The organism is Rathayibacter tanaceti (assembly GCF_009834165.1).
GTDB classification, from domain to species: Bacteria; Actinomycetota; Actinomycetes; order Actinomycetales; family Microbacteriaceae; genus Rathayibacter; species Rathayibacter tanaceti.
The window spans coordinates 2,730,241-2,755,909 of the sequence record NZ_CP047186.1 but is presented as its reverse complement, the minus strand read 5'-3'; the positions used below and the strand labels follow the sequence as shown (position 1 = coordinate 2,755,909).

The following is a 25,669-nucleotide window of genomic DNA, read 5'->3' as shown; positions in this document are numbered from 1 at the left end:
CATGGCAGCCGAGAACGAGCCCCAGGATCTCCCCGAGGAGCAGCCGGCCACCGGCGACGAGGCGGGAGCCGAGGCGGCGAAGGACGCACAGGACCCGGAGGGCCTCATCGAGGCCGAGGGTCCGGACGTCGAGACGACGCTCTCGGACGCCGACCTCTCCTTCCTCTCGGGGCAGTCCAGCGCCGAGACCCTCGCGGCCGAGCACCTCGCCGACCTCCAGCGGGTGACCGCAGAGTATGCGAACTACCGCAAGCGCACCGAGTCGAACCGTCAGGTCGACAAGGAGCGGGCGATCGGTGAGGCGGTCAAGGTCATCCTCCCCGTGCTCGACGACCTCGACCGTGCCGAGAAGCACGGCGACCTCGCCGAGGGCGGACCCTTCACGGCCATCGCGCAGAAGTTGCGCGCCGGAGTGGAGAAGCTCGGCCTTGTGAAGACCGGCGCGGTCGGCGACCTGTTCGACCCCACCCTCCACGAGGCGATCTTCCAGCAGCCGACTCCCGGCACCGAGACCTCCACGGTCGCGGACGTCGTCGAGTCGGGCTACTACCTCGGAGGCTCGCTGCTGCGGGCCGCCAAGGTGGTCGTGGCGGTCCCCGCCGACTGACCTCGGTACCAGCACCACTCGCGGAGGGCCCCGCCCGCTCGGCAGCGCACTGCCGGCTCCGGGCGGGGCCCCTCGCCGCATACGACACAGGAAGAGGCACATGGCCAGCCAGGATTGGTTCGACAAGGACTTCTACAAGGTCCTCGGCGTGTCCAAGGACGTCTCCGCGGCGGACCTCAAGAAGACCTACCGCAAGCTCGCCCGTCAGTTCCACCCCGACTCCAACCCCGGGGATGCGAAGGCCGAAGCGCGCTTCAAGGAGATCAGCGAGGCGTACACCGTCCTCTCCGACCCGGACCAGCGCAAAGAGTACGACCAGATCCGCGCGATGGGCGGCGGCGCCCGGTTCACGGCGGGAGGCCAGGCCGGCGGTTTCGACGACGTCTTCGGCGGCATGTTCGGGCAGGGCGGACGCACGACCTACAGCACCCAGCAGGGGCCTCCGCCCGGCTTCGAGGACATCCTCGGCGGCATGTTCGGGGGTGGTGGCAACGCCCGCTTCGGCCAGCCGAGTGGCGGCTACCGAGGCTTCGGCGGCCCGCAGAAGGGCGCCGACGTCACGGCCAGCACCACCATCGACTTCCGCACCGCAACGCGGGGCGACACCGTCCAGCTGCAGACCGGAGACGGGCGCACGCTCTCCGTACGCATCCCGGCGGGAGTGTCCGACGATCAGAAGATCCGCGTCCGCGGCAAGGGACGCCCGAGCCCAGACGGCGGCGAGCCGGGCGACCTGGTGCTCACGGTCTCGGTGCGCAAGCATCCGGTCTTCGAGCGCGACGGCCAGAACCTCCGCGTCACCGTCCCCGTCACCTTCGTCGAGGCCGTCTTCGGTGCCACGATCGAGGTGCCGACGCTCGGCGGCGAACCGGTCAAGCTGCGGGTCGCTCCCGGCACCCCCAGCGGCCGCGTCCTGCGGGTGAAGGGCCGCGGCGTCTCGACATCCAAGGGAACCGGCGATCTGCTGGCCGTGCTCCACGTGGCCGTCCCGAGCCACCTCTCGTCGGGCGCCCGTGAGGCGCTCGAGGCCTATGCGGCAGCCGAACCCGACGAAGACCCGCGCGAGGACATCCTGGAGAAGGCCCGCTACTAGGCGGGAACGGATCGGCGCGGCCAATCGGAGAGGAGGGGACATGGACGAGAACACGCCCGTCTTCGCGATCGCCGTCGCCGCCGACCTCGCCGGGATGCATCCGCAGACGCTGCGGCAGTACGACCGCCTCGGGCTGGTCAGTCCCACCCGCACAGCGGGCAAGTCACGCCGCTATTCCATGCGCGATGTCGTGCAATTGCGCGAGGTGGCACGGCTGTCCTCCGAGGGAGTCTCGCTCGAGGGCATCGCCCGGATACTCCAGCTCGAGAACCAGGTGCAATCGCTCACACAGCGCGTGCGGGAGCTCGAGACGGCGCTGGCCGACGAGCTGCTCAACCGGCCGGGGCGGAGGGTGTTCGCCGCAGGACTCGAGGGCGACGTCGTCACCCTGCGCCACGGCACACGCACGCAGCGCCGCACCGAGCTCGTCGTCTGGCGCCCTGTGCCGCGATCGGGCGCCACCGGATCCGAGCTCCCCTGATCACGGGGTAGCCTGGCTGAGCGACGAGGCGCGACAGCCACGGCGTCCGCTCCGTCCGCTCGGTGCGGAGACAGGAGGGCCGCCCCGTGGATCAGGATCACCGCGCCGACGAGCGCATCGACAGCAGCGTCACCGAGGCCGGACAGGCGTGGGTCGACGGGAACGACGAGTCGCCGGAGACTCCCGACGCCGAGATCGCCGTGAGTAACGAGACTCCGGAGCCCGAGGGCGTCGAGGAGTTGAACGACCAGACCGCCGACGATTCCGTCGTGGACGAGGGACGAGATGCGCCCCCGTTGGACGACGCTGAGCTGGACGTCCCTGCGGTGGACGCCCCCGAGCTGGACGCCCCTGAGCTGGACGCCCCTGAGTCGGACGCCCCCGAGCTGGAGGCCCCTGCGTTGGACGCCCCCGAGCCTGACACCTCCCCGCTTGAGACGGTCGAGCGTGACGACTCCGCACCCGTCGAGGCCGCACAGGCCGACGGAGGCGTGCTCGACGCCGAAGACGGCCCCGAGCACGCCGCAGAGCCCTCCTCCGAGCCGGATCGCCGCGCGCCCGTCGTGCCCGACAACGGCTACAGCCGCGAGTCCTACGCGATCCACGCGACCCGAAGCGAGCTTCCGCTCTTCAACGTTGCGCTCACGGGCCGCCGTGACGACTCAGGATGGCTTTCGTCTCTCTCCCGCGTCCTCGGCGGCCCGGATGGACCGGTCGGCTCGCCGGACGCCGCTGCCGCCACCGCGCATGCTGCGATCGATCGTCGCACGCGCACACAGCCGGGCCGGGACGAGGAGCCCTCCGCCTCCTGAGCGATCCGCCGGGGCGGCGCGCTACTCGGTGATGCGTGAGGGGCGCGCGAACTGCGGCCCGCCGAGGCGGCCACCGCTGATGCGGCTCAGCGTTTCGGACCCGAACGGCACCGCATGCACGAGCGAGCCGGTGTCGACGCGTTCCTCATCGGTGTAGCCCAGCAGGACGTACATCCCGATGACCGCGATTGCCGCGATCGTCGCCACACGAGCGGGGATCTGGTCGAGCGTCCCTCCGCCCCCGTCGACCGGTTCGGCCAGGGTCACGCACATCAGGAAGATCGAGGCGTACACGGCGAGGTGCACGTGGGCGCTCCGCCAGGGACGCGAGAGCGCTGCGATCGGGAGGATCCAGAGCGCGTACCAGGGGTGGATGGCCGTCGACGCCGTCACGAACGCCAGGAGTGCGCCGGACAGGCGCGCGAGAGGATCGATCGCCCGCTTCGACAGCATCAGACCCGCGGCGATCGCGCCGGCGACGGCGAGGGCCAGGATCTTCACGGCGGCGATCGCCGCGGCGGGATCGTGCCCGGTCATCTCAACGGCGGTCGAGGTGACCACCGAGACGAACGACATCGGTGCGTACCAGTGCAGGATCGAGCCGGGGACGACCATCGCGCCGATCCAGCCCATGCCGACGCCGGCGAGGAGGCCGATCGCCGCGACCAGGCCGAGCGCGCCGAGGCCGGACCACGCCCAGGCACGGATCCGCTCCCGCAGCGTCGCGTCGTGGCGCAGCCACAGCAGAGCCAGCACAGGAAGCGCGATGATCGCGACCGGCTTGATCGCGATGGCTCCCGCCATCAGTACCACCGCGGTGATGCGGCGATCGGTCTGGGCGTAGTAGAGAGAGGCCAGGATCAGGGCGAGCATGACGCCGTCGTTGTGGCCGGCGACGATGAACAGCACGAGCGTGAGCGGATTCGCCACGACCGTCCATGCCGTGAGCGAGGTCGAGAGGCCTCGGAGCCGCGCCAGACGGATCGCGTAGACGCTCACGACCGCCACTCCCGCGACCGAGACCGCCCGGAGCATGGCGATCGAGAGCTCGGGTGAGCCGTAGCCGGCGAACTGGACAGCGGCGCGTTCGATAAGGAGGTAGAGAGGGCCGTACGGCGTCGGCGTGTCCGCCCACAACGGGTCGACGCCCAGGGCGAACCACCCCGGAAGCGTGGCGACTCCGTTCGTGTACGGATCGATCCCCTGCGTCATCAGGCGCCCCTGCGCGACGTACGAGAACATGTCGTGGCTGAACAGCGGCACCGTCAGGAGGAGCGGCGCTGCCCAGACGAGAGCGGCGACCACGATCGCCCGCAGTGCGGCAGGGCCCCCGGCCAGGGCGGTCGTGCGTAGTCGGAGCCAAGCAACCAGCAGGAGGAGACCGCCGCCGACCACGAGGACGCCGCTCATCTCGGTCAGCCAGCCCGTGGCACGGATCGACGCGATGAGCGGCCAGTCGCGGATCGGCGAGTCGTGGGGCAGGTAGCCGACTCCGAGCGAGCCGAGCAGGATCGCGATCGAACCGAGGAGGCCACTGGCCAGAGGCGCGACCGGGGAGACGCGGAGCCGCGCTCTGCGCACGCGCTCCGACGTCCCGGTCGTCCCCGACCGCTCGATCGTCCCCCGTGAAGCCATTCCTCCCACGGTAGGGGATCGGCACCCGAACTGCATGGACAGGCGGTGAACGGTTGATCAGATGTCGCTCAGGCGGGCGAGCCGCCCGCGGTCACGGCGCGGACGGCTCCGGGGCCGGCTCGGCGAAGCGCAGCTGGTTGCCGAAGGGGTCGATGACGTCCAGGGCGAAGCCGAACGGCGTGCGGGTGATCCGCGGATTCAGGTAGGGGTAGGCCTTCGCATCGAGCTCGGCGTGCAATTCTCTGACCCCGCGCACGGCGACGTGCACGGCGGCGCCCGGACTCCCGTCGCGGTGGTGCTCACTCAGGTGCAGGCGCAGGCCCGAGCGCGAGACCTGCAAGTAGAGCGGTGCGTCGACCTCAGCGCGGTGCTCCCAGTCGACCTCGAAGCCGAGATAGTCGACGTAGAACTCGCCCGCCTTCGCGACCGAGAAGATGCGGAGTATGGGCACCGCCGCCTCCAGCCGCACCGGTTCGAGCCGACCCGTCCCGTCCAGCGTCGACCGGTCCCGGGCGCGTCGTCTCGTCTCCACGCCACGAGGCTAGCTGCCCTGGAGCGGGCGCGACGCCGCGGGCGTCAGTCGACGAGATCGAGGGCGCGGAGCCGCTCCAGGGTCTCGACGCCGGCGGGCGGGCACCGAGACGCATCCTCGCCGGTGACCCAGTGCAGGGAGTCGATCTCGCCGCTCGGGCGCGGCTCCCGATCGAGCGCGGCGGCGAACACCGTCATGTGCACCTCCCGCCCCTCAGGCTCGCCGTGGGCCTGCCTGCGGACGGTGAAGAGGGCCGACAGGACCTCCGCCTCCGCCCCGAGCTCCTCCCGGGCTTCGCGGGCCGCCGCCGCCTCTGCGCTCTCGCCCGGATCAACCTTGCCGCCCGGGAGGTAGAGCACGTCGCGTCCCCGCGCGGTGACCATCAGGACTCGACGATCGCGGAGGACGGCGACCGCCGAGACGACGATCGGAGGCAGAGCGCTCATCCGCTCATCATGCCCGTCGCGGTGCGTCGAGCGCCGTTCTCGCCGGTGCGCCCGCGGTTACCATGGGGGCACACCAGAAGGACGCGCGCAGCCGGCGCGCGCCGGGGCCCCGTGCGCCCGAACAGCTGAGGAGCATCCCGTGGCAGAACCCACCACCCTCGACACCGTCATCACCCTCGCGCAGCACAGGGGGTTCGTCTTCCCCTCGGGTGAGATCTACGGGGGCACTCGCTCCGCCTGGGACTACGGGCCCCTCGGCGTGGAGCTCAAGGAGAACATCAAGCGCCAGTGGTGGAAGGCGTTCGTGCAGGGCCGCGGAGACGTGGTCGGCCTCGACTCGGCCGTGATCCTGCCGACCGCGATCTGGAACGCCTCCGGTCATGTCGGCGTCTTCTCGGACCCTCTGACCGAGTCGCTGATCACGCACAAGCGCTACCGTGCCGACCACCTCTTCGAGACCTACGAGGAGGTCAACGGCCACCCGCCGGTCAACGGCCTCGCCGACATCCCGGACCCGGAGCACCCCGACAAGGTCGGCCAGTGGACCGAGATCAAGCAGTTCTCCGGCCTGATGAAGACCTACCTGGGTGTCGTCGACGACGAGTCCGGTCTGCACTACCTGCGACCGGAGACCGCGCAGGGCATCTTCACCAACTTCGCGAACGTGCTGCAGAGCGCCCGGAAGAAGCCGCCGTTCGGCATCGGCCAGATCGGCAAAGCGTTCCGCAACGAGATCACGCCCGGCAACTTCATCTTCCGCACCCGCGAGTTCGAGCAGATGGAGCTCGAGTTCTTCGTCGAGCCCGGCACGGACGAGGAGTGGCAGGAAACCTGGATGAAGCTGGCGTGGGACTGGTTCGTCGACCTCGGGATCAGCCCGGAGAACATCCGCCAGTTCGAGCACCCGAAGGACAAGCTCTCGCACTACTCCAAGCGCACCGTCGACATCGAGTACCGCTTCAGCTTCGCCTCGGGCGAGTGGGGTGAGCTGATGGGAGTCGCGAACCGCACCGACTACGACCTCAAGACGCACATCGAGCACTCCGGCAAGGACCTCTCGTTCTTCGACCAGAACAAGAACGAGCGCTACGTGCCTTTCGTGATCGAGCCGTCCTTCGGCCTCACCCGGGCTCTGATGGCGTTCCTCGTCGACGCGTACGAGGAGCAGGAGTTGCCGCCGAACGCCAAGGGCAAGGTCGAGACGCGCACGGTGCTGCACCTCGACCCGCGCTTGGCGCCGGTGAAGGTGGCGGTGCTGCCGCTCTCGCGCAACGAGGCCCTCTCTCCGCTCGCCCGCCGGGTCGCCGATCGGCTCCGCCAGCTGTGGAACGTCGACTTCGACGACTCCGGAGCGATCGGCCGCCGCTACCGCCGCCAGGATGAGATCGGCACGCCGTACTGCGTGACGGTCGACTTCGACTCGCTCGAGGACGACGCGGTGACGGTGCGCGATCGCGACACGATGAAGCAGGAGCGGATCGCGCTCGACCAGCTCGAGTCGTACCTCTCGGCCGGGCTGCGCGGGGCCTGAGGCCCTTTGTGATGGTGCCTCCAACGCGCTAAAACGGGCGCCGCGCGTGAGCGGCACCTGGCGAAGGCGTCAGCGCTCGCGGGCGAGCAGGGCGTCGACGAGGGTCGACGTCCACTCGCCCTTGCAGAACTCCTCGTCGAGGTGGCGCGTTTCGAGGCGCATCCCGAGCCGCTCGCAGAGCCGGGCGGAGGCGGTGTTGCGCGCGTCGAGCTGCGCCACGACGCGGTGGGCCCCGAGCAGGTCGACTGCCAGATCGAGCAGGGCCGCGGAGGCCTCAGCGGCATAGCCGCGCCCCTGCGCCTCCGGATGCAGCACCCAGCCGATCTCGATCGTGGCCTGTTCGACGGAGGCGACGACGAGGGTCAGGTCGCCGATCATCCGGCCGGCGAGCTCCCCCTCGCGCGGACGATCGCCAGCACCGCCGCGTCGCCGTCAGCGGCCAACCGCGTCGAGGGGAGCCGGCGCAGCAGGTGCTCGCGCGACTCCTCGGGAGTGCGCACCGGCCAGCGGAGAGAGCGGACCGCCTCCGGATCGCCCTGATAGTGGGCGTGGTCATCGGCATCGTCGAGGCCCAGGGGGCGCAGCAGGAGGCGCTGGGTGAGCAGGGGAGCGGTGCGCAGCGGCTCCGCGTCGAACGGCAGCCGCAGGCTCACGCGGTGGCCGCGCCGGAGTCCGGACGGACGGTGGAGGCCGGCTCGGCGGGGACGGTGATACCGAAGAGTGCCTCGAGTCCGGTCACGTACGCCTCCTGCGCGCCGGCACGCGCATAGTCGCGGGCGCGGACGCTCGGGGTGTGCAACAGGACGCCCGCGAGGTGGCGGAGCGCCTGCTCGGTGCGGCCGTCGTCGTCGCCGCGGGAGCGGGCCCGCTCGATCTCGGCGTCGAGCGCGTCGAAGACGTAGGCCCGCAGCGCCACCACCGCGGGCGTGAGGCTTTTCTCATCGGCGACATCCGAGAACTTGCGGACCGCCCTGTCGACGAGGGCCCGCGCCTTCTCGGAGGCGTCGAGCACCTCGAGCGGCGCGTGCAGGCTGATGGTCTCGAGATCGAGCAGCTCGACTCCGGTGACGCTCGTGACGTCGGCCGCGACGTTGCGGGGGAGGCCGAGGTCGATCACGAGCTGGCGCTCGCGCGAGAAGCCCTGGAGGCGGCCCGCGGTGATCAGGGCCGCGTCGAGCACGGGCTCCTGCGTGGTGGTGCAGGTGATCACGACATCGGCCGATACGGCCTCGAGCGCCAGATCGGCGCCCTCGATCGGTCGCAGCGAGCGTCGCGCGGCGAAGCCCTCGGCCCGGCCGGAGGGGGAGTGCACGGCGATGTCGGCGACTCCGCGGTCGCGCAGGGCGGCGACAGTGGCGCGTGCGTAGCTGCCGGTGCCGATGAGAAGGACGCGAGCGGCACGCCAGTCGGTCACGCGGCTCGCGGCGAGATCGAGAGCGAGCCGCACGATCGAACGGCCGGCGCTGCCGAGGCCCGTGCGGTTCTTGATCCCTCGGGACGTCTGAGAGGCGCGCTGGAACAGCCGCTCGAGCTCGGACGAGGTGGTGCCCAGGCGCCGCGCCTCCTCAAGGGAGCGGCGGACCTGACCGGCGATCTCGCCCTCGCCGACGACGACCGACTCGAGTCCGCTCGACACAGCGAAGAGGTGCTCGGCCACGCGGTCTCCGGAGACGACGTGGACGCTACCGCGCAGCTCCTCCTGCTCGATGCCGGTCGCGGCGCTCACGGCGGCGGTCGCCGCCTCGACCGCGACGGCCTGCGCGGCCGTCAGCGGCTCGTCGATGTCGAGGTAGGCCTCGAAACGGTTGCACGTCGCGACGACGACGGCCCCCGAGACGAAGTCGATCCCGTCGGACAGGGCGGAGGCCACGGCGGAGGAGTCGACGGAGAGCTTCTCGAGGAGATCGAAGCTGGCGTTCTTGTGCGACGCCGTCAGACACAGAAGCACTGCGTCAGTCTACCCGCGGAGGTCGGGGCCTGGGGCCGTAGCGCGGGAGGACTGCACGGATGCGCCAGGAATCACGGATGCTCCTGGAATAATGCCGCGGTGACCTCCCCCACCGCCGGCCTACTCGATCCGCTGCACCCCCTCTCCTCCGGGCGCACCGCCGACTCTGCGCTGCTGCGCGCGTACCGGTCGGAGCGGCCGGACACGACTCCCGTCTGGTTCATGCGCCAGGCCGGCCGCAGCCTCCCCGAGTACCGCGCCCTGCGCACCGACACGAAGATGCTCGACGCCTGCCTCGACCCGGCGCTCGCGAGCGAGATCACGCTCCAGCCGGTCCGTCGGCACGGAGTGGACGCCGGCATCTTCTTCAGCGACATCGTCATCCCGCTGCGGCTGGCGGGTGTGGCCGTCGAGATCGTCCCGGGCCGTGGCCCCGTGCTCGACACGCCTGTGCGCACCGCGGCCGACGTCGCCGCACTGGCCGCGACCGATCCGGCCGTGCTCGACGAGACCCTCGAGCCCATTCGCGAGGGCGTGCGCCGCACCGTCGAGGGTCTCGGCGCCACTCCGCTGATCGGCTTCGCCGGAGCCCCGTTCACCCTGGCCGCCTACCTGGTCGAGGGCGGACCCTCGAAGGACCATCTGCGGGCCCGGACGATGATGCACGCCGATCCGGGCGCCTGGGCGCAGCTGATGGAGTGGACCGCCGAGGTCACCGGCCGCTTCCTCCGCGCTCAGGTGCTCGCCGGAGCGAGCGCCGCGCAGCTCTTCGACTCCTGGGCGGGCTCGCTCTCGCTCGCCGACTACACGGCCCACGTGGCCCCCGCCTCCGCCCGAGCGCTCGAGCACGTGCGCGACCTGGCCTTCGAGCACGGCGGCACTCGCAGCAACGTGCCCATCGTGCACTTCGGCGTGGGCACGGGCGAGCTGCTCGGCGCCATGCACGCCATCGGCGCGGACGTCGTCGGCATCGACCACCGGATCCCGCTCGACGAGGCCAACCACCGCCTGGGCGGCTTCGTCCCTGTGCAGGGCAACGTCGATCCCGCGCTGCTCAGCGCGCCATGGGAGGTGCTCTCTGCCCACGTCGACGACGTCCTCCGCCGCGGCCTCAGCGCCCCCGCGCACGTGCTCAACCTCGGCCACGGCGTGCCGCCCGAGACCGACCCGGACGTGCTGACGCGCCTGGTCGCGTTCGTGCACGACTGGCGGCCGTGAGCGTCGACAGGCGGCTCGACGCCGCGCAGTACGACGTCGCCGTGGTCGGCGGCGGAGTGGCGGGTCTCGCCGCCGCCGCCGAGTGCCTCCGCATCGGGCTCCGCGTCGTCGTGCTCGAGGCTGCGGAGCAGGTCGGCGGCTCCGTGTCGCCGCTGGAGCTCGCGGGGGTCGCGTTCGACGCGGGCGCCGAGAGCTTCGCCACCCGCGGAGGCGCCGTCGAGAGGGCGCTCGCTGCTCTGACGCTCGACGGCCGCCCGCTGGTCGAGTCGGTCGTCGAGCCGCGGACCCACGGCTCCTGGCTGCACCTCTCAGGAGGCCGCTCCGTCCCGTCCCCGGGCGCAGGCGTCCTCGGCATCCCCGGCACGCCGCTCGCGCCCGACGTCGTCCGGGCGATCGGGCGCCGCGGCGCGTGGCGCGCCTGGCTCGACACTCTGATGCCGGTCCTGCGCATCGGGCGCGCCCACTCGCTCGCCGAGCTCGTGCGCACCCGGATGGGCCGCCGCGTGCTCGAGGATCTGGTCGCGCCGGTCGTCTCCGGCGTCTACTCGAGTCGTCCCGAGGACATCGATGTCGACCTCGCGGCTCCCGGGCTGAACGGGGCGATCACCCGCGCGGGCTCGCTCGCGGGAGGCGTCGCCGCCCTGCGCGCCAACCTGCCGGCAGGCGTGGCTGTCCGCGGTATAGAGGGCGGGATGCACCGCCTCGTCGCCGCGCTTGTCGAGCGGATCGACTACCTCTCGGGCGAGATCCGCACCGGTGTGCCGGTCGCGCGGCTCGAGGGCTCGGACGGGCACTTCGTCCTCACGCTGGACCATGGCGCTCTGACGGCCCGCTCGGTGATCGTCGCGACTCCCGAGAACGACGCGCGCGCCCTCCTGAGCGGTGTGGTGCCCTCGGTCGGCGAGAGCCCCGACTCGGCCCTGCACGACTCCGTCGAGCTGGTGACGCTCGTCGTCGACGACCCCCGCCTCGATGCCGCGCCGCGCGGCTCCGGGGTGCTCGTGGCACCGACGGCGCGAGAGGTGACCGCCAAGGCGCTCACCCACGCGACGGCGAAGTGGGAGTGGCTGGCCGCCTCCCTCCCGCCCGGCCGTCACGTGCTGCGGCTCTCGTACGGGCGCCCGGGCGAGAGCCCGCCGCTGGAGGGCCGTGGCGACGACGAGGTGGCTGAGATCGCTCTGCGCGACGCGTCCCTCCTCCTCGGGACCGCCCTCGACGCGGCCTCCCTCGTCGGATCCGCCCGGGTGCGCTGGGCGAACGTCCGTCCGGCCGCGGCGCTCGGCCGCCGCGCGAACCTGGAGGCGTTCCGCGAGGCGCTCGCCCCGGTGGAGGGAGTCGTCGTCACCGGCACCTGGATGGCGGGCACGGGGTTGGCGTCTGTGCTGCCCCACGCCGCAGAGGCCGCCGCTCTTATCCGGCGCCGCCTAGTGCGTCAAGGAGTGGGACTCCCGCGCGAAGACTCGGACGGCGACGGCTACTCTTAGGCCCAGGCATCCGCGTGAGCGCGGTGTGCTCCGGCACGAGTGGTCACCGACCGCGTGGACGATCGCGAGAGCGACCCAGGACGAGGAGTAGGCGTGAAGGGCAAGATTCTTTTCGTGGCAGGAGCCGCAGCCGGGTACGTGCTGGGAGCACGCGCCGGCCGCAAGCGGTACGAGCAGATCGCCTCGGCGGCGAACAAGGTCTGGAAGACGCAGCCGGTGCAGGACGTCGCGGGTGCCGTCGGCGGCGCGGCGAAGGCCCAGCTGAGCACCGCCTCCGACAAGGCGTACGAGGTCGTGCGCTCGGTGGTCGTCAAGGCCGTCTCCGGCGGGAAGAAGGCGCAGGGCGCGAGCGATGCGCAGGCCGCGGCGGCCGCGCGGGAGGCCGCGGCGAAGGTCGACGAGGCTGCGGCATCGGCCGGCTCAGGAGGATCGACCTCGTCGTCCTCCACCAGCAAGGCGTAGTGCCCATCCCTCCGGCCCCGACCGTCGCACGCCGGCCGACACGTCCCACCCTCGAGGAGCTCCCGTGGTGAACGAACGCAATCCCAAGAACGCCCGATCACTGGGGGAGCTGGTCGGCGACCTGCCCGGTCTCGTGATCGAACTCGTCAAGGCCGAGGTCGCCTCGCTCAAGAACGAGCTCGCGGGCAAGGCCAAGAGCGCCGGCTTGGCCGTCGGCCTGTTCGCCGTCGCGGCCTTCTTCCTCATCACGGGGTGGGCGACACTGGTCGCGTTCGCGATCATCGGCATCGCCTCCTGGCTGCCGGCGTGGCTCTCGGCGCTCATCGTCACGGTGTTCTTCCTGCTGGTGGCGGTCGTCCTGGCCCTGATCGGCGTCCGGACCATCAAGAAGGCCGTTCCGCCGGTACCGCAAGAGTCGATCGAGAGCATCAAGAAGGACATCCAGGCCTTCAAGGGAGTGGGCAGCTATGACAACTGAGCGCGCGGTGAGCAGCAGTACGCCCCGTTTCGTCGACCCCGCGGAGCTCCAGCCCGGCCAGTTGAAGGCCGACATCGAGCGGGCCCGCTCGGAGCTAGCGGCGACCCTCGACGCGATCGAGGACAGGATCAACGTCCCCCGCAAGGTGCGTGCGGCCCAGCGCGCTCTCCAGCGCAAGCTCCAGGTCGTCCGACGACGGAACCCGTCGGCGCTGATCGCCGGTGCCGTCGGCGCGGCGGCCGCGGTCGGTCTCGTCGCCTGGGGCATCGCGAAGCAGATCACCGAGGACTGAGCGGCCCGAGGCTCCGGATCGTTAGCGCTCCGGGGCCTCCGGCGCCAGAGCCGTGTCTGCTTTTGTGCATCGGCACGAGCGGAGGGATGATGGGTCAATGACCGATCAGACCGCCGGTACGGCGGGTCCCGTTCAGTCCGCCCCCGAGACGAGCGCCGTCGCTCCGGCGCCGCAGCCCCCCGCCGATCAGGATCACTCCGATCAGGCCCTGGGATACACGCTCTGGGCGGTTCTCCGCAGGGATCCCGCGCGTCCGTTCACCCTGTCCAGCGACGCCGTCGAGCCGGCCGTGAAGCAGTACGAGCACCTCGTCACCCAGTTGGCGGATGGGGGCGTCACCGTCCGCGGCACCTACGACGTCTCCGCCTTGCGCGCGGACGCCGACATCATGCTGTGGCTCACGGGCCCCGCGCCCGAGGAACTGCAGCGCGGCTACCGCGAGCTGCGCCGCACGGAGCTGCTGGTCGGACTCCTCCCCACCTGGAACGCGATGGGCGTCCACCGCGACGCCGAGTTCAGTGCCAACCACTTGCCGGCCTACATGCGCGGCAAGGCGCCGGCTCGATGGCTGACCGTCTACCCCTTCGTCCGCTCCTACGAGTGGTACATCCTCCCCGACGAGGAGCGCCGCGCGATGCTCGCCCAGCACGGGCGCCAGGGCTCCCGGTTCCGCTCTGTGCTGACGAACACCGTCGCCTCGTTCTCGCTCGGCGACTACGAGTGGATCCTCGCCCTCGAGGACGAGGAGCTCGTCACCCTCGTCGATCTCATGCGCGACCTGCGGGCCACCGAGGCCCGCCGCCACGTGCGCGAGGAAGTCCCCTTCTACACCGGCCGGCGCATCGAGGCCGACCAGATCGCCGAGGTACTCCGATGAGCGACACGACCAGCGACCCGCAGATCCTCGTCCGGGGCGCGACCCCCGCGGCGGCTTCCGGTCCCGAGCACGTCGAGGTCCCCGTGGCCTACGACGCGATCCTCCTCGCCGGCTTCGGCGGGCCCGAGGGCCAGGACGACGTGATCCCGTTCCTGCGCAACGTCACCCGCGGCCGCGGCATCCCCGAGGAGCGCCTCGAGGAGGTCGCCCACCACTACCGCCACTTCGGCGGCGTCAGCCCGATCAATGCGCAGAACCGCGCGCTCAAGGCGGCGATGGAGGCCGAGCTCGCTCGGCGCGGCATCGACCTGCCGGTGCTCTGGGGCAATCGCAACTGGGCGCCCTACCTGACCGAGGCGGTGACGGAGGCGCAGGAGCGCGGCTTCTCGAACCTGATCGCGATCGCGACCAGCGCCTACTCCTCTTTCTCGTCCTGCCGCCAGTATCGCGAGGACTTCGCCGCGGCACTCGACGCCACCGGACTCGAGGGCCGGCTGCGGATCGACAAGGTGCGCCAGTTCTTCGACCACCCCGGCTTCGTGATGCCGTTCGTCAAGGCCGTGCACGACGGGCTCGACCAGCTGCGTGAGCGGATGCCGGACCTCGACGTCACCACCGAGGTCGAGGTGCTCTTCGCGACGCACTCGATCCCCACCTCCGACGCCGAGCGCAGCGGACCGCACGAGCGCCACGACGACGGCACCGTCGTCGACGTGAACGGCTTCGGCGCGGGCGGCGCCTACGAGGCGCAGCACCTCGCGGTCGCCGAGGTCGTCATGGCCGCCGCCACCCCCGAGGACGTCCCGTGGCAGCTCGTCTACCAGTCCCGCTCCGGACCGCCCACCCAGCCGTGGCTCGAGCCCGACATCAACGACGCGATCGCCGAGTTGCCCGCGAAGGGCAGGCGCGCGTTGCTCATCGTGCCGCTGGGCTTCGTGTCCGACCACATGGAGGTCATGTGGGACCTCGATAACGAGGCCCTCGAGACGTCGGAGGAGCACGGCCTTGTCGCGCTCCGGGTCGCGACTCCCGGCACCGACCCGGTCTACGTCTCCGGGCTGGTCGACCTCGTGCTCGAGCGAGTGAACGGCACGCCGACCGAGGAGCGCCCGTCGATGACGGAGCTCGGCCCGTGGTACGACGTCTGCCGTCCCGGCTGCTGCGAGAACGTGCGAGCGGGGTTCAAGCCCGCGCTCGCAGGAGTGGCGCCGTGATCGCGAGTCCGCGGCTGTGAGCATCCGAGTCGGCACCCGCGCGAGCGCGCTCGCGGTGGCGCAGACCCGGATGACGGCCGATCTGATGTCGACCGCCGCGGGCGTCCCCGTGGAACTCGTGCGGATCGAGTCGGACGGCGACCGCATGCGCGGATCGCTCGCCTCGCTCGGCGGCACCGGCGTCTTCGTCAGTGCCCTGCGTGATGCCCTGCTCGCCGGGCAGTGCGATGCGATCGTGCACTCGCTGAAAGATCTGCCGACCGCCGCCGTGGAGGGGATCCTGCTGGGCGCCGTGCCCGAGCGGGAAGACCCGCGCGACGCCCTCTGCGCGCGCGACGGCCTGACTCTGGCGACCCTGCCCGCAGGCGCCCGCGTCGGCACCGGCTCCCCGCGCCGGCGTGCGGCCCTGCTCGCCGCGCGCCCCGACCTCGAGATCGTCGACATCCGCGGCAACATCGACACGCGGCTGCGGCGGGTGCTGCCCGCCAGTGAGTCGCCGCTGGATGCGATCGTGCTCGCCCTCTCCGGACTGCGACGACTCGGCCGCGTGGACGCGATCACCGAGCTGCTCGACTTCGACGTCTCTCCGCACGCACCCGGCCAGGGCGCCCTCGCGATCGAGGTCCGCGACGAGGAGCCGACGCTTGAGCTGCGTGCGGCCCTGGAGGCGGTCGAGCACCTGCGCACGCGAGCGGCGATCACGGCGGAGCGCTCCCTCCTCGCCTCCCTCGAAGCCGGGTGCGCCGCGCCGATCGGAGCGACCGCCGTCGTCGAGGGCGACCGGGTCGTCTTGCGCGGAGTCGTCTTCGCGATCGACGGCACTGCGTCCCTCGCACGGGAGGTGGCGGAGCCGGTCGATAACGGTTCGGTCAGCGAGGGTCGACACCGCGCCGATCCGCAGTATGGTGGTCGCGAACTGCCCGTCGTCGAAGCCGCGTTCCGCTGCGGCTCCCTGCTCGCTGACGCGCTTCTCGGTGCGGGTGCCGCCGAACTCGCACCACTGGGAGCCCCGTCGTGATCGTCCCCGCCGCCTACTCCCAGTGGGAGAAGCCGTTGCAGGGGTGGCGTGTCCTCGTCCCCCGCGGAGGCCCGTGGGGAGACGGTGTCGCCGCCGCTCTCCGGGCCAAGGGCGCCTCGCCCGTCGTCGCGCCGATGATCAACTTCGCGCCGACGGACGACTTCCCCGCCCTCGAGCAGGCCCTCGCCGATCTGGAGTCGGGCGCCTTCGACTGGATGACGGTCACGAGCGCGACGACGGTCGATGTGCTGTCCCTCCTGCGCACGACCGTTCCGCCGACCACGAAGGTCGCGGCCGTCGGCGAGACCACCGCCGCCGCGCTCGTTGCGGCCGGCTACACCGTCGATCTCGTCCCCTCCGAGGACAACTCGGCCCGCGGCCTGCTCGCGGAGTGGGAGCAGGCGACGGGCGGCAGGCATCCGCTGCGGGTCCTGACGTTGCGCTCCGAGATCGCGAAGCCGCTGCTCACCGAGGGACTGACCCGCATCGGGCACGACGTGCGCTCGGTGGTCGCCTACCGCACGGTGGGCGTGCCGGTGGAGGAGCGCGTGATCGCGGACGTCGCCAGCGGTGCCGTCCACGCGATCCTGGTGACCTCGGGCAGCGTGGCCGAGCAGGTGCAGAAGCAGCTGGGCCCGGTGCCGGAGTCGACCCTCGTCGCAGCGATCGGTCCGCAGACGGCGAAGGACGCGCGTGCCTCCGGTCTGCGTGTCGACGTGGTCGCCGACGAGCGGTCCGCCTCCTCCCTGATCTCCGCGGTCGCCGCCGTCGCCTCCGAGCGCGCCCCCCGCTGATCTGCGCCGTTGCGCCGTCGGCCGTGAGTGCGTGTCCTCCGCGATGGCGGGGGAGACGGCGGCTCGGCCGACGCTGCGTCGTCGCCCCTGCGCCGGCGTCCAGAGACACCCTCGACGCAGGCAAGGACCCGACCGGTCGCCAGGGCGTGGTCGAAGGCGGTGTGCGTGCGCCCGGCGGCCCGATCGGGAGAGAACGTGTGTCGCCGAGCGGTGCGGAGGTGCGCTCCCGGGAGGCGCCCGGCGCGGCGGGATTACGCTGGAGAGCATGACCGTCCACCGCCCACGGCGCCTCCGCACCACCCCCGCCCTCCGCCGACTCGTGCAGGAGACGCGCATCCACCCTGCCCAGTTGATCCTCCCCCTCTTCGTCGCCGAGGGGATCACCGAGGCCCGCCCGATCGCCTCGATGCCGGGCGTGCTGCACCACTCGCTCGACAGCGTGCGCGGCGCGGTGACGGAGGCGGCGGAGGCGGGCCTGGGCGGCGTGATGCTGTTCGGAGTCCCGACCACCCGCGACGCGGACGGGTCCGGGGCGACGGATCCCGACGGGGTGCTCAACGCGGCGACCCGCGTCGTCGTCGAGGAGGTCGGCGACGCGCTCGTCGTGCAGACCGACCTGTGCCTCGACGAGTTCACCGACCACGGCCACTGCGGGGTCCTCGACGCGAGAGGCCGCGTCGACAACGACGCCACTCTGCTCCGCTACGAGGAGATGGCACTCGCGCAGGCGGAGGCGGGCTCGCACCTGCTGGGCCTCTCGGGGATGATGGACGGGCAGGTCGGCGCCCTGCGGGCCGCGCTCGACGGAGCCGGGCATCTCGACACGGCGATCCTCGCCTACTCGGCGAAGTACGCCTCCAGCTTCTACGGTCCCTTCCGCGAGGCCGTCCAGTCGACGCTCGAGGGCGATAGGCGCACGTACCAGCAGGATCCGGCGAACCGCCGTGAGGGCCTGCGCGAGGCCACCCTCGATCTCGCCGAGGGCGCCGACGTGGTGATGGTGAAGCCCGCGATGAGCTACCTCGACGTGCTCTCGGACGTCGCCTCCGTCTCGGACGTCCCGGTCTGGGCCTACCAGGTGTCGGGCGAGTACGCCATGATCGAGGCCGCCGCCGCGAACGGCTGGATCTCGCGCGAGCCCGCGATCCTCGAGTCGGTGACCGGGATCCTCCGGGCCGGCGCGGACGCCGTTCTGACGTACTGGGCGGTCGAGATCGCGCGGGACCTGCTGAGGTAGGCCACGTATCGTGGGAGGGTGACTCCCTCGGCGAACGACACCCTGTACGAGCGTGCCCGGCACGCGATCCCCGGAGGCGTCAACTCGCCGGTCAGGGCGTTCCGCTCGGTCGGCGGGACCCCGCGTTTCATGGTCTCGGCCACCGGTCCCTTCATCACCGATGCCGACGGGCGCGAGTACGTCGACCTCGTCTGCTCCTGGGGGCCGGCGGTGCTCGGGCACGCGCATCCCGAGGTCGTCCGGGCCGTGCAGGAGGCGGCGGCCCGCGGGCTCTCGTTCGGGGCGTCGACGCCGGCCGAGACCGAGCTGGCCGAACTCGTCGAAGCGCGGATCACCGCCGGGGGAGTGTCGCCGATCGAGAAGTTGCGACTCGTCTCGACCGGGACCGAGGCGACGATGACGGCGATCCGCCTCGCCCGCGGCGTCACCGGTCGCGACCTGCTGATCAAGTTCTCCGGCCACTACCACGGCCACTCCGACGGACTCCTCGCCGACGCCGGCTCCGGCCTCGCGACGCTCTCGCTGCCGGCGTCGGCCGGTGTGACCGAGGCGACGGCGGCGCAGACGATCGTCCTGCCCTACAACGACCTCGACGCCGTCCGCGCGGTGCTCGCCGAACGCGGCCAGGAGATCGCTGCGGTGATCACCGAGGCGGCGGCGGCCAACATGGGAGTGGTGCCGCCGACCTCCGGCTTCAACGCGGCCCTCGCCGAGCTGGTGCACGCGAACGGCTCGCTGCTGATCATGGACGAGGTGCTGACCGGTTTCCGGGTCAGCGCAGGGGGATGGTGGGCGCTCGAGAACCGCGGGTCCGCGGCTCCGTACCGGGCCGACCTGTACACCTTCGGCAAGGTCATCGGCGGAGGGATGCCCGTGGCGGCCCTCGGCGGCCGCGCGGACGTGATGGACCACCTGGCTCCGCTCGGGCCCGTGTACCAGGCGGGGACGCTCTCGGGAAACCCGGTCGCGGTGGCAGCGGGCATCCGCACGCTGCAGCTCGCGGACGACGCGGTCTACGCCTCCCTCGACGCGACGGCGCTGACGCTGCAGCGCGAGGTCTCGGCGGCGCTCTCGGCGGAGGGGGTCGCGCACACGGTGCAGACGGCGGGCAGCCTGTTCAGCTTCGTGTTCACCGATCTCGGCCGGCCCGTGCGCGACTACGCCGAGGTGCAGGCGCAGGAGGCGTTCCGCTATCCGGCGTTCTTCCACGCGATGCTCGACGCGGGAGTCTCGCTGCCGCCGTCGGTGTTCGAGGCGTGGTTCGTGTCGGCCGCCCACGACGACGCGGCGATCGGGCGGATCGTCGACGCGCTGCCCTCGGCGGCAAGGGCAGCGGCGGCGGCAGCGTAGCGGGCGGACCGCCCTGCAGGGGGCGGCCCGCACTCGGGGCTCAGCCCTGCCGGGAGACCGACCTCGGCAGCACGAACACCAGGGCGAACGCGGCGACCGCCATCAGCGCGCTGAGCAGCATCGCCGGCGCCGCGGCGTCGAGGAATCCCGAGGCGACGGTGTCCGGTCCGGTGATCACGAGGTTCCCGAACAGCACGCTGCCGATGACCGCGATGCCGACGGCTGAGCCGATCCGCTGGATCGCCGAGATCACTCCGCTCGCGGCGCCCGCGTCCTGCGGATCGACGGTCGAGACGATGAACTGCACGTTCGGCGCGACGAAGAAGCCGTTACCCAGGCCCGCGATCAGCAGCGGCACCAGGAGCTGCCAGCTCGTGATCGAGTCCGGCGTCGCAGTGAGCAGCACCAGCCACACCCAGCCGAGCCCGACGGCCAGGAGGGCGCTGCCCATCACCAGGACGGTGCGGCCGAGCCGCACGGTCATCCGGTTGCTCTGCGACGAGCTGATGATGCTGCCGATCGCGAAGGGGATCGAGACCAGGCCGGACTCGAGGGCGGTGCGGCCGAGTCCCGACTGCCAGAGCAGCGAGATGGTGAAGAAGATGCTCGTGAAGGCGGCGAAGTAGACCAGCGCCAGGATCACGCCTCCGGTGAAGGCGGGGTGGCGGAACAACGACGGTGGCACCAGCGGTGCGCGCCCGCGGCGGACGTAGAGCACCTCCCACGCGCCGAACGCCGCCAGGAGGACGACTCCGCCGGCGATCGAGAGGAAGGTCCAGAGGGGCCAGCCCTCGTCCTCGCCCTGGATGAGCGGCACGAGCAGGGCGACCAGCCCGCCGGAGACCAGGATCAGGCCCAGCCAGTCGACGCCTCCGCTCGGTGCGCGGTCGCCGGGCTCGAGGTCGCGGCGCGAGGGGAGCAGGAGTGCCGCGGCGGCGAGGGTCGCCACGCCGATGGGCAGGTTCACCCAGAAGACCAGTCGCCAGCCGTTCTCGTCGCCGAAGGCCTGGATGATCAGACCGCCGATGATCGGTCCGAGTGCCGACGAGACTCCGAGCACCGCCCCCATCACGGCGAACGCCTTGCCGCGCGACGGGCCGCGGAACAGCAGCTGGATGTAGGCGTTGACCGCGGGCACGAACACGCCGCCGGCGAGTCCCTGGACGACACGCGCGATCACGAGCTGCGCGTCGTCGGCCGCAAGACCGCAGGCGAAGCTGGCCACCGTGAACAGGGCGACTCCGCTGACGAAGACCCATTTGTGGCCGAAGCGGTCGCCGAGGCGGCCTGCCGGGATCAGTGCGAGACCGAAGGCGAGCGCATAGCCCGAGATGATCCACGAGAGCGTCGACTCCGAGGCGTCGAGGGTCGTGCGGATCGTCGGCAGTGCGACGTTGACGATCGTGGTGTCGAGCAAGGCGATGAACATTCCCGCGAGAAGGACGATCAGTGAGCGCCAGGCCCGTGGGTCGGGGGCGGGAGGGGTGCCGGGCGATCGGGCGGTCGACGTTTCGGTCATCGCAGGGGTGCCTTTCGAGCGGAGGGGGAGGAGGGCCGGCGAGCAGCACCCTCCTTTCGAGGGTGGTGGGCCGAATGTGAATGCTCGCAGGAGAACGTGGGTTTCCGTATGCCGAGATCTGTGGGGGCCTTCAGAAGGGCGGGTCAGCGGCGGCGGGACTCCGCTCGGCGCGCGCAGTCGATGCAGAGCTCGGCGGTGGGCCGAGCGGTCAGACGTGCGGCCCCGATGGGGCGGCCGCACCGGGCGCAGTCGCCGTAGCCGCCGGCGCCGAGACGTTCGCGGGCGGCCTCGAGCTCGTGGAGGGAGCGGGTCAGCGCCTCGCGGACGCCGGCCATCCGCGACCATTCGGCCGAGAGCGGGGTGCCCTCCGGATCGTGCTCGTCGTCGGCGGTGCCGTCGGCGCGGTCGCGCAGGAGCTCGGCCAGGGACTCGTCGAGCCGGGCCGCCTCGAGGCGGGTGTCGGCCAGGCGCTCGGCGAGCTGCGTGTCGAGCAGGCGTGCCTCCTGCGGGTCCATCGGCATGCTCCCATGCTGTCACCGACTGGCGTGGGAGCGAGGAGTTGTGCGATCCAGCGCTGACCCGGCGGCGGGCGGCGGGGCAGACTAGAGGGCATGCCCGTCGTGACCGTGCTCCCCGACCGCCTCGAACTCCGTCTGACCGCAGTCGAGCGCCTGCTCGCGTTCCACCGCGGCGACGTCGTCGTCGATCGGGCGAGCATCCGCTCGGCGACGGTCACCGAGGACCCGTGGATCTGGGTGCGCGGAGTGAGTGCACCCGGCACGGCTGTTCCGCTCACCATCGCGACCGGCACCTGGAAGTTCCACGGCGGGAGGGACTTCCTGCTGATCAAGCGCACCGCGTCGGCGGTCGTGATCGACCTGATCGACGAGGACTACGCGCGCCTGATCGTGAGCACGAAGCACGCCCCCGAGCTGATCGCAGCGCTGCAGCTCGGAACGACGACCGCGGCGATCCCCGTCATCGAGACCGACGATCTGGTGGTCGTGCCCGAGGTGGCCGAGCAGGCCCGGGCGGCTACCGAGCGCGACGCGGCAGAGGCGGAGCCCGCGCCCGCGATCGCCGAGCCCCGGACGGTCGAGGAGCCGCGCAGGCCCGAACCGACGCGGCGCACTCCTGCCGCGCCGCGCACCTCGGCGAAGCCGCGCACTGCGCGCCCCGACTCCTCCGTCGGGCACGCCTCGGCCGAGCCGAGCGGAGCGACGGAGGCCGCGGAGTAGCATCCGGCGGAGGCTACGCCCGCACGTCGACCAGGGTCCGTCCGTGCGCGCGACCCGCGAGCACCGCACCGGCGGAGTCGACGGCTCCAGCGAGCGGCACGGTCGTCGTCAGCTCGTCGAGCAGCGCCAGGTCGAGGTCGTGCGCGAGGCGGCGCCACGCCTCTTCGCGGAGCGTCCGCGGAGCCTCCACCGAGTTGATGCCGACGAGCGTCACCCCGCGGAGGATGAACGGCATCACGCTGACGGGCAGATCGGGCCCCTGGGCGAGCCCGCAGGCGGCGACGGTGCCGCCCCAGCGGGTCTGCGCGAGGGCGTTGGCGAGGGTGTGCGAACCCGCCGAGTCGACGGCTCCGGCCCAGTGCTCGGACTGCAGCGGCCGGCCGCCCTCCTGGAGCTCCGCACGGTCGAGCACGTCCGAGGCTCCGAGGCGCAGGAGCAGCGCTCCGTGCTCGTCGATGCGGCCGGTCGAGGCGACCACCTCGTGTCCCAGCCGGGCGAGGAGCGCGACGGCGAGGGAGCCGACGCCGCCCGAGGCTCCGGTCACCAGCACCGGTCCGGCGCCGGGGCGCACGCCGTGCCGCTCCAGCGCGAGCACGGCGAGCATCGCCGTGAAGCCGGCTGTGCCGATCGCTCCCGCGCGAGCCGACGAGATCGCCCCCGGCAGCCGTAGCAGCGCGGAGGAGTCGACCCGGGCGCGCTCGGCGAGCCCGCCATCGTGCCGCTCGCCGAGGCCGGCGCCGTTCAGCACCACGCGGTCGCCGGAGTCGAAGCGCTCGGCCGCCTCGCCGTCCGCGTACTCGACGGTGCCGACCAGGTCGATCCCCGCCACCAGCGGCGTCCGCCGCACGATGCCGGGCCTGCCCGCGAGGGCGAGGGCGTCCTTGTAGTTGACGCTCGAGTACTCGACGGCGATCGACACGTCGCCGTGGGAGCGGTCGGGGTCGTCGCGCTCGAGGAGGCGGGCTCGGTTCGGGGTCTCGGAGTCGGAGTCGGAGTGCCGCTCGACGACGATGGCTCGGTACATGGGCCCACGCTACGCCCGCCGGGCCGCGGGCGGGCAGTCAGTTCAGCGCGCGCGTGCCCTCGGGCAGTGCACCTCCGGAGTAGAGGGCGGAGGCTGCGTCCTGCAGCGCGGTCAGCGCGACCCGCTGGGTCCACGGCCCATACGAGACGCGCGCGATGCCGAGCTCCTCCAAGCGCGCCGGTGCCTGCGAGCCGGGGACTCCGATGACGCTGACGCGCTGCCGGCCGACAGCGCCGACGAGCGACTCCAGCTCGGCGTCCGTCAGCAGACCCGGCACGAAGAAGCAGGTGGCGCCGGCATCGAGAAAGGCGCGGCCCCGCTCGATCGCGTCCGCGAGCACCTCGCCGCGGTCGCGGTCGCCGGCCCGCAGGAACACGTCGGTGCGCGCGTTCAGGGCGAAGGGGACCGCCTCCTCCTCGGCCGCGGCGACGGCCTTCTCGACCGCGCGCAGCGCCTGCGGAAGCGGCTTCGCCTGGTCCTCGAGGTTCGCGCCGACGACGCCGATGCCGATCGCGCGGCGCACCGCCTCGCCCGCATCGCCGTATCCCGCCTCCAGATCGGCCGAGACCGGCACCTCGACGGCTGCGACGATGCGCTCGATCATCCCCAGGTGCAGTTCCAGCGGGATCCGCTCGCCGTCCTCGTAGCCGAAGGTCGCCGCGATCGAGTGGCTGGCCGTCGCGACGGCCCGCGTCCCCGGCAGTGCGGCGACCGTGGTGGCGCTGATCGCATCCCAGACGTTCACCACCTGCAGCAACTCAGGGGCGGTGTGGAGGTCGACGAGGGTGCGTCCGTGCGCTTCGATGCTCATGCGACGAGCGTAGGGCCCGAGTGGGAGGCGCACGACACTGCGTCGCAGCCGGCGCACACGACGAGCTGGGCGCGGCAGGCCGGATCGAGGCAGTTGCGCATCCGGCTGGTCGGCGCCGCACACCCTGCGCAGCGCCCCAGCACCTCGGCGTCCGGTGAGAAGGTGACGGAGCCGCGGCCGTCGAAGACGTAGAGCGCGCCGCGCCAGAGACCACGGTCGCGGCGTGCCTCTGCGTAGCGGATGACGCCTCCATCGAGCTGGTATACCTCGCTGAACCCGCGCGCCGTCATCAGGCTCGAGAGGACTTCGCAGCGGATGCCTCCGGTGCAGTAGGTGACCACGGGCCGATCCTTGAGATGGTCGTAGACCCCGGAGTCGAGCTGCTCGACGAACTCGCGGGTGCTGGCGACTCCGGGCACCACCGCCCTGTCGAAGCGGCCGATCTGGGCCTCGAACGCGTTGCGGCCGTCGAAGAGCACCACGTCCTCGCGCTCGGCGACGAGCGCGTCGAGCTCATCGGGCGCGAGACGGGGAGCGGTACCGACGACGCCGCTCGCCTCCACCCGCAGCTCCTCCGGCGCGCCGAACGAGACGATCTCGTCGCGCACCTTGACCGAGAGCCCGGGGAAGTCGAGGCTGCGGCCGTCGTTGTCGAGGCCGGAGCCGTCGCTCCACTTCACCTCGAGCCCGTGGAACGCCGAGTACTCGCGGGTGCGTCGGACGTAGCGCTTCAGCGCCTCCATCTCGCCGCCCAGGGTGCCGTTCACGCCGTGCGACGAGAGCAGGAGGCGTCCCCGCAGCCCCAGCGACTCGCAGAGTTCACGCTGCCACAGCCGCACGGACTCGGGGTCGGCCAACGGCACGAAGCGGTAGAACAGCAGGATCTTCGGCAGCACCGGCACATCCTACGAGGACGTCCTGTCGAGGGCGCGGTGTGTGGCAGCATCGTCGGGTGCCCGACCCCTCCACCACCGTGCCGCACTCGCGGTTCGAAGATGTCTTCGGGCTCGCCACCGGTGCGTTCGTCGTCTCGCTCGGTCTGTACTTGCTGCGTTCGAGTCAGGCGGTCACCGGCGGCACGGCCGGCCTCGCGCTGCTGCTGGGCTACCCGGTCGACCTCCCGTTCGGTGTGATCCTCGTGGCGGTGAACGTCCCGTTCCTCGCGCTCTCGCTGTGGAAGAAGGGCTGGCGCTTCACGCTCCGGACGATGTGCTCCATCCTCCTCGTCTCGCTGCTGGCAGGCCTGCATCCGCTCGCCGTCGGCGACCTGCGCATCGAGCCGATCTACGGCGTGCTGACCGGCGATGTGCTCGCGGGCATCGGGCTGCTCATCCTGTTCCGCCACGGGTCGAGCCTGGGCGGGTTCAGCATCCTCGCCCTTCTCGCCCAGGAGCGGATGGGCTGGCGGGCCGGTTACGTGATGATGGCGCTGGACGCCGGCGTCGTCGTGGCGGCGCTCCTGGTGGTCCCGCCCGTCAACGTGCTCCTCTCGGCGGCGGGCGTCGTGGTGCTCAACCTGGTCCTCGCGTTCAATCACCGGCCGGGGCGGTATCTCGGCTCGTGATCGC

29 protein-coding genes are annotated in these 25,669 nt (G+C 71.9%); 18 read left to right on the top strand and 11 right to left on the bottom strand.

What is annotated here, in order from left to right:
• Position 1 precedes the first annotated feature (1 nt).
• From GSU10_RS13000 to GSU10_RS12985, 4 genes are all read left to right on the top strand, one after another.
• Positions 2 to 607, top strand: a complete 606-nt coding sequence (locus GSU10_RS13000) for a nucleotide exchange factor GrpE (RefSeq protein ID WP_068209067.1) — start codon at positions 2 to 4, stop codon at positions 605 to 607.
• Between the two features lie 100 nt (positions 608 to 707).
• A complete protein-coding gene (locus GSU10_RS12995) occupies positions 708 to 1,700 on the top strand; it encodes a DnaJ C-terminal domain-containing protein (protein ID WP_068209064.1) in 993 nt (330 codons plus the stop codon).
• A gap of 40 nt (positions 1,701 to 1,740) precedes the next feature.
• The gene (locus GSU10_RS12990) at positions 1,741 to 2,181 is read left to right on the top strand and encodes a heat shock protein transcriptional repressor HspR (RefSeq protein WP_068209061.1); all 441 of its coding nucleotides are present in this window, start codon (positions 1,741 to 1,743) and stop codon (positions 2,179 to 2,181) included.
• An 86-nt stretch (positions 2,182 to 2,267) separates the two neighbouring features.
• On the top strand, positions 2,268 to 2,993 hold the full coding sequence (locus tag GSU10_RS12985) for a prolipoprotein diacylglyceryl transferase (RefSeq protein ID WP_068209058.1): 726 nt from the start codon (positions 2,268 to 2,270) through the stop codon (positions 2,991 to 2,993).
• A gap of 21 nt (positions 2,994 to 3,014) precedes the next feature.
• Here the strand turns inward: GSU10_RS12985 and mptB are convergent, their stop codons facing one another.
• From mptB to GSU10_RS12970, 3 genes are all read right to left on the bottom strand, one after another.
• Positions 3,015 to 4,628, bottom strand: a complete 1,614-nt coding sequence (gene mptB, locus GSU10_RS12980) for a polyprenol phosphomannose-dependent alpha 1,6 mannosyltransferase MptB (RefSeq protein WP_132504994.1) — start codon at positions 4,626 to 4,628, stop codon at positions 3,015 to 3,017.
• Between the two features lie 91 nt (positions 4,629 to 4,719).
• Positions 4,720 to 5,160 (bottom strand): glyoxalase superfamily protein, encoded by a 441-nt coding sequence (locus GSU10_RS12975; protein WP_199220860.1) that lies wholly within the window; start codon positions 5,158 to 5,160, stop codon positions 4,720 to 4,722.
• A 44-nt stretch (positions 5,161 to 5,204) separates the two neighbouring features.
• Complete coding sequence (locus GSU10_RS12970) at positions 5,205 to 5,606, bottom strand: NUDIX hydrolase (protein WP_068209049.1); 402 nt, start codon at positions 5,604 to 5,606, stop codon at positions 5,205 to 5,207.
• Between the two features lie 139 nt (positions 5,607 to 5,745).
• Between GSU10_RS12970 and GSU10_RS12965 the strand changes: the two genes are divergently transcribed.
• Positions 5,746 to 7,137, top strand: a complete 1,392-nt coding sequence (locus GSU10_RS12965) for a glycine--tRNA ligase (RefSeq protein WP_068209047.1) — start codon at positions 5,746 to 5,748, stop codon at positions 7,135 to 7,137.
• 69 nt (positions 7,138 to 7,206) lie between these two features.
• Here the strand turns inward: GSU10_RS12965 and GSU10_RS15535 are convergent, their stop codons facing one another.
• The 3 genes from GSU10_RS15535 to GSU10_RS12955 are packed head-to-tail and all read right to left on the bottom strand — an operon-like array spanning position 7,207 to position 9,085.
• Positions 7,207 to 7,515, bottom strand: coding sequence for a GNAT family N-acetyltransferase (locus GSU10_RS15535; RefSeq protein WP_236713540.1), 309 nt, complete (start codon positions 7,513 to 7,515; stop codon positions 7,207 to 7,209).
• Positions 7,512 to 7,790 (bottom strand): GNAT family N-acetyltransferase, encoded by a 279-nt coding sequence (locus tag GSU10_RS15530; protein WP_236713539.1) that lies wholly within the window; start codon positions 7,788 to 7,790, stop codon positions 7,512 to 7,514. Before GSU10_RS15530 ends, GSU10_RS15535 begins: the two co-directional genes overlap by 4 nt.
• Positions 7,787 to 9,085, bottom strand: a complete 1,299-nt coding sequence (locus GSU10_RS12955; protein WP_068209045.1) for a glutamyl-tRNA reductase — start codon at positions 9,083 to 9,085, stop codon at positions 7,787 to 7,789. The genes GSU10_RS15530 and GSU10_RS12955 overlap by 4 nt, the downstream gene beginning before the upstream one ends.
• A 99-nt stretch (positions 9,086 to 9,184) precedes the next feature.
• On the opposite strand from GSU10_RS12955, the gene hemE reads away from it, so the two are divergent.
• The 11 genes from hemE to hemL all read left to right on the top strand — a co-directional run bounded on the left by hemE (position 9,185) and on the right by hemL (position 19,509).
• Positions 9,185 to 10,303 (top strand): uroporphyrinogen decarboxylase, encoded by a 1,119-nt coding sequence (gene hemE / locus GSU10_RS12950; RefSeq protein WP_068209043.1) that lies wholly within the window; start codon positions 9,185 to 9,187, stop codon positions 10,301 to 10,303.
• Positions 10,300 to 11,787: a protoporphyrinogen/coproporphyrinogen oxidase gene (locus GSU10_RS12945; protein WP_082845017.1), complete on the top strand. Its 1,488-nt coding sequence runs from the start codon at positions 10,300 to 10,302 to the stop codon at positions 11,785 to 11,787. The genes hemE and GSU10_RS12945 overlap by 4 nt, the downstream gene beginning before the upstream one ends.
• A gap of 93 nt (positions 11,788 to 11,880) precedes the next feature.
• Complete coding sequence (locus GSU10_RS15345) at positions 11,881 to 12,249, top strand: hypothetical protein (RefSeq protein ID WP_068209040.1); 369 nt, start codon at positions 11,881 to 11,883, stop codon at positions 12,247 to 12,249.
• Positions 12,250 to 12,316: 67 nt separating this feature from the next.
• Entirely contained in the window at positions 12,317 to 12,727 is a 411-nt protein-coding gene (locus GSU10_RS12935) for a phage holin family protein (RefSeq protein ID WP_236713538.1), read from the top strand.
• Positions 12,717 to 13,019, top strand: coding sequence for a DUF3618 domain-containing protein (locus GSU10_RS12930; RefSeq protein WP_082845015.1), 303 nt, complete (start codon positions 12,717 to 12,719; stop codon positions 13,017 to 13,019). The genes GSU10_RS12935 and GSU10_RS12930 overlap by 11 nt, the downstream gene beginning before the upstream one ends.
• Before the next feature lie 97 nt (positions 13,020 to 13,116).
• Positions 13,117 to 13,896, top strand: a complete 780-nt coding sequence (hemQ, locus tag GSU10_RS12925) for a hydrogen peroxide-dependent heme synthase (RefSeq protein WP_082845014.1) — start codon at positions 13,117 to 13,119, stop codon at positions 13,894 to 13,896.
• Positions 13,893 to 15,110: a ferrochelatase gene (locus tag GSU10_RS12920; RefSeq protein ID WP_132504992.1), complete on the top strand. Its 1,218-nt coding sequence runs from the start codon at positions 13,893 to 13,895 to the stop codon at positions 15,108 to 15,110. The genes hemQ and GSU10_RS12920 overlap by 4 nt, the downstream gene beginning before the upstream one ends.
• A gap of 70 nt (positions 15,111 to 15,180) precedes the next feature.
• The gene (hemC, locus tag GSU10_RS12915; protein ID WP_236713541.1) at positions 15,181 to 16,128 is read left to right on the top strand and encodes a hydroxymethylbilane synthase; all 948 of its coding nucleotides are present in this window, start codon (positions 15,181 to 15,183) and stop codon (positions 16,126 to 16,128) included.
• Positions 16,128 to 16,922, top strand: coding sequence for a uroporphyrinogen-III synthase (locus GSU10_RS12910; RefSeq protein WP_068209083.1), 795 nt, complete (start codon positions 16,128 to 16,130; stop codon positions 16,920 to 16,922). The genes hemC and GSU10_RS12910 overlap by 1 nt, the downstream gene beginning before the upstream one ends.
• Positions 16,923 to 17,187: 265 nt before the next feature.
• Complete coding sequence (gene hemB, locus GSU10_RS12905; protein WP_132504990.1) at positions 17,188 to 18,159, top strand: porphobilinogen synthase; 972 nt, start codon at positions 17,188 to 17,190, stop codon at positions 18,157 to 18,159.
• A gap of 18 nt (positions 18,160 to 18,177) precedes the next feature.
• Entirely contained in the window at positions 18,178 to 19,509 is a 1,332-nt protein-coding gene (hemL, locus tag GSU10_RS12900) for a glutamate-1-semialdehyde 2,1-aminomutase (protein WP_068209030.1), read from the top strand.
• 40 nt (positions 19,510 to 19,549) lie between these two features.
• Here hemL and GSU10_RS12895 read toward each other — a convergent pair whose 3' ends face one another.
• A complete protein-coding gene (locus tag GSU10_RS12895) occupies positions 19,550 to 21,028 on the bottom strand; it encodes an MFS transporter (RefSeq protein ID WP_068209027.1) in 1,479 nt (492 codons plus the stop codon).
• 143 nt (positions 21,029 to 21,171) lie between these two features.
• On the bottom strand, positions 21,172 to 21,549 hold the full coding sequence (locus GSU10_RS12890; RefSeq protein WP_236713537.1) for a TraR/DksA family transcriptional regulator: 378 nt from the start codon (positions 21,547 to 21,549) through the stop codon (positions 21,172 to 21,174).
• A gap of 90 nt (positions 21,550 to 21,639) precedes the next feature.
• Between GSU10_RS12890 and GSU10_RS15340 the strand changes: the two genes are divergently transcribed.
• Positions 21,640 to 22,266: a hypothetical protein gene (locus GSU10_RS15340; protein ID WP_199220859.1), complete on the top strand. Its 627-nt coding sequence runs from the start codon at positions 21,640 to 21,642 to the stop codon at positions 22,264 to 22,266.
• Positions 22,267 to 22,279: 13 nt separating this feature from the next.
• On the opposite strand, the gene GSU10_RS12880 is transcribed toward GSU10_RS15340, so the two are convergent.
• The 3 genes from GSU10_RS12880 to trhO are packed head-to-tail and all read right to left on the bottom strand — an operon-like array spanning position 22,280 to position 24,994.
• Positions 22,280 to 23,290, bottom strand: a complete 1,011-nt coding sequence (locus GSU10_RS12880; RefSeq protein ID WP_132504988.1) for an MDR family oxidoreductase — start codon at positions 23,288 to 23,290, stop codon at positions 22,280 to 22,282.
• Positions 23,291 to 23,327: 37 nt separating this feature from the next.
• Positions 23,328 to 24,101 (bottom strand): isocitrate lyase/PEP mutase family protein, encoded by a 774-nt coding sequence (locus GSU10_RS12875; protein ID WP_068212557.1) that lies wholly within the window; start codon positions 24,099 to 24,101, stop codon positions 23,328 to 23,330.
• Positions 24,098 to 24,994 carry an oxygen-dependent tRNA uridine(34) hydroxylase TrhO gene (trhO, locus tag GSU10_RS12870; protein WP_461786696.1) on the bottom strand — a complete coding sequence of 299 codons (897 nt, stop codon included), beginning with the start codon at positions 24,992 to 24,994 and terminating at the stop codon, positions 24,098 to 24,100. The genes GSU10_RS12875 and trhO overlap by 4 nt, the downstream gene beginning before the upstream one ends.
• Positions 24,995 to 25,053: 59 nt before the next feature.
• On the opposite strand from trhO, the gene GSU10_RS12865 reads away from it, so the two are divergent.
• Entirely contained in the window at positions 25,054 to 25,665 is a 612-nt protein-coding gene (locus GSU10_RS12865) for a YitT family protein (RefSeq protein WP_236713682.1), read from the top strand.
• Positions 25,666 to 25,669 lie beyond the last annotated feature (4 nt).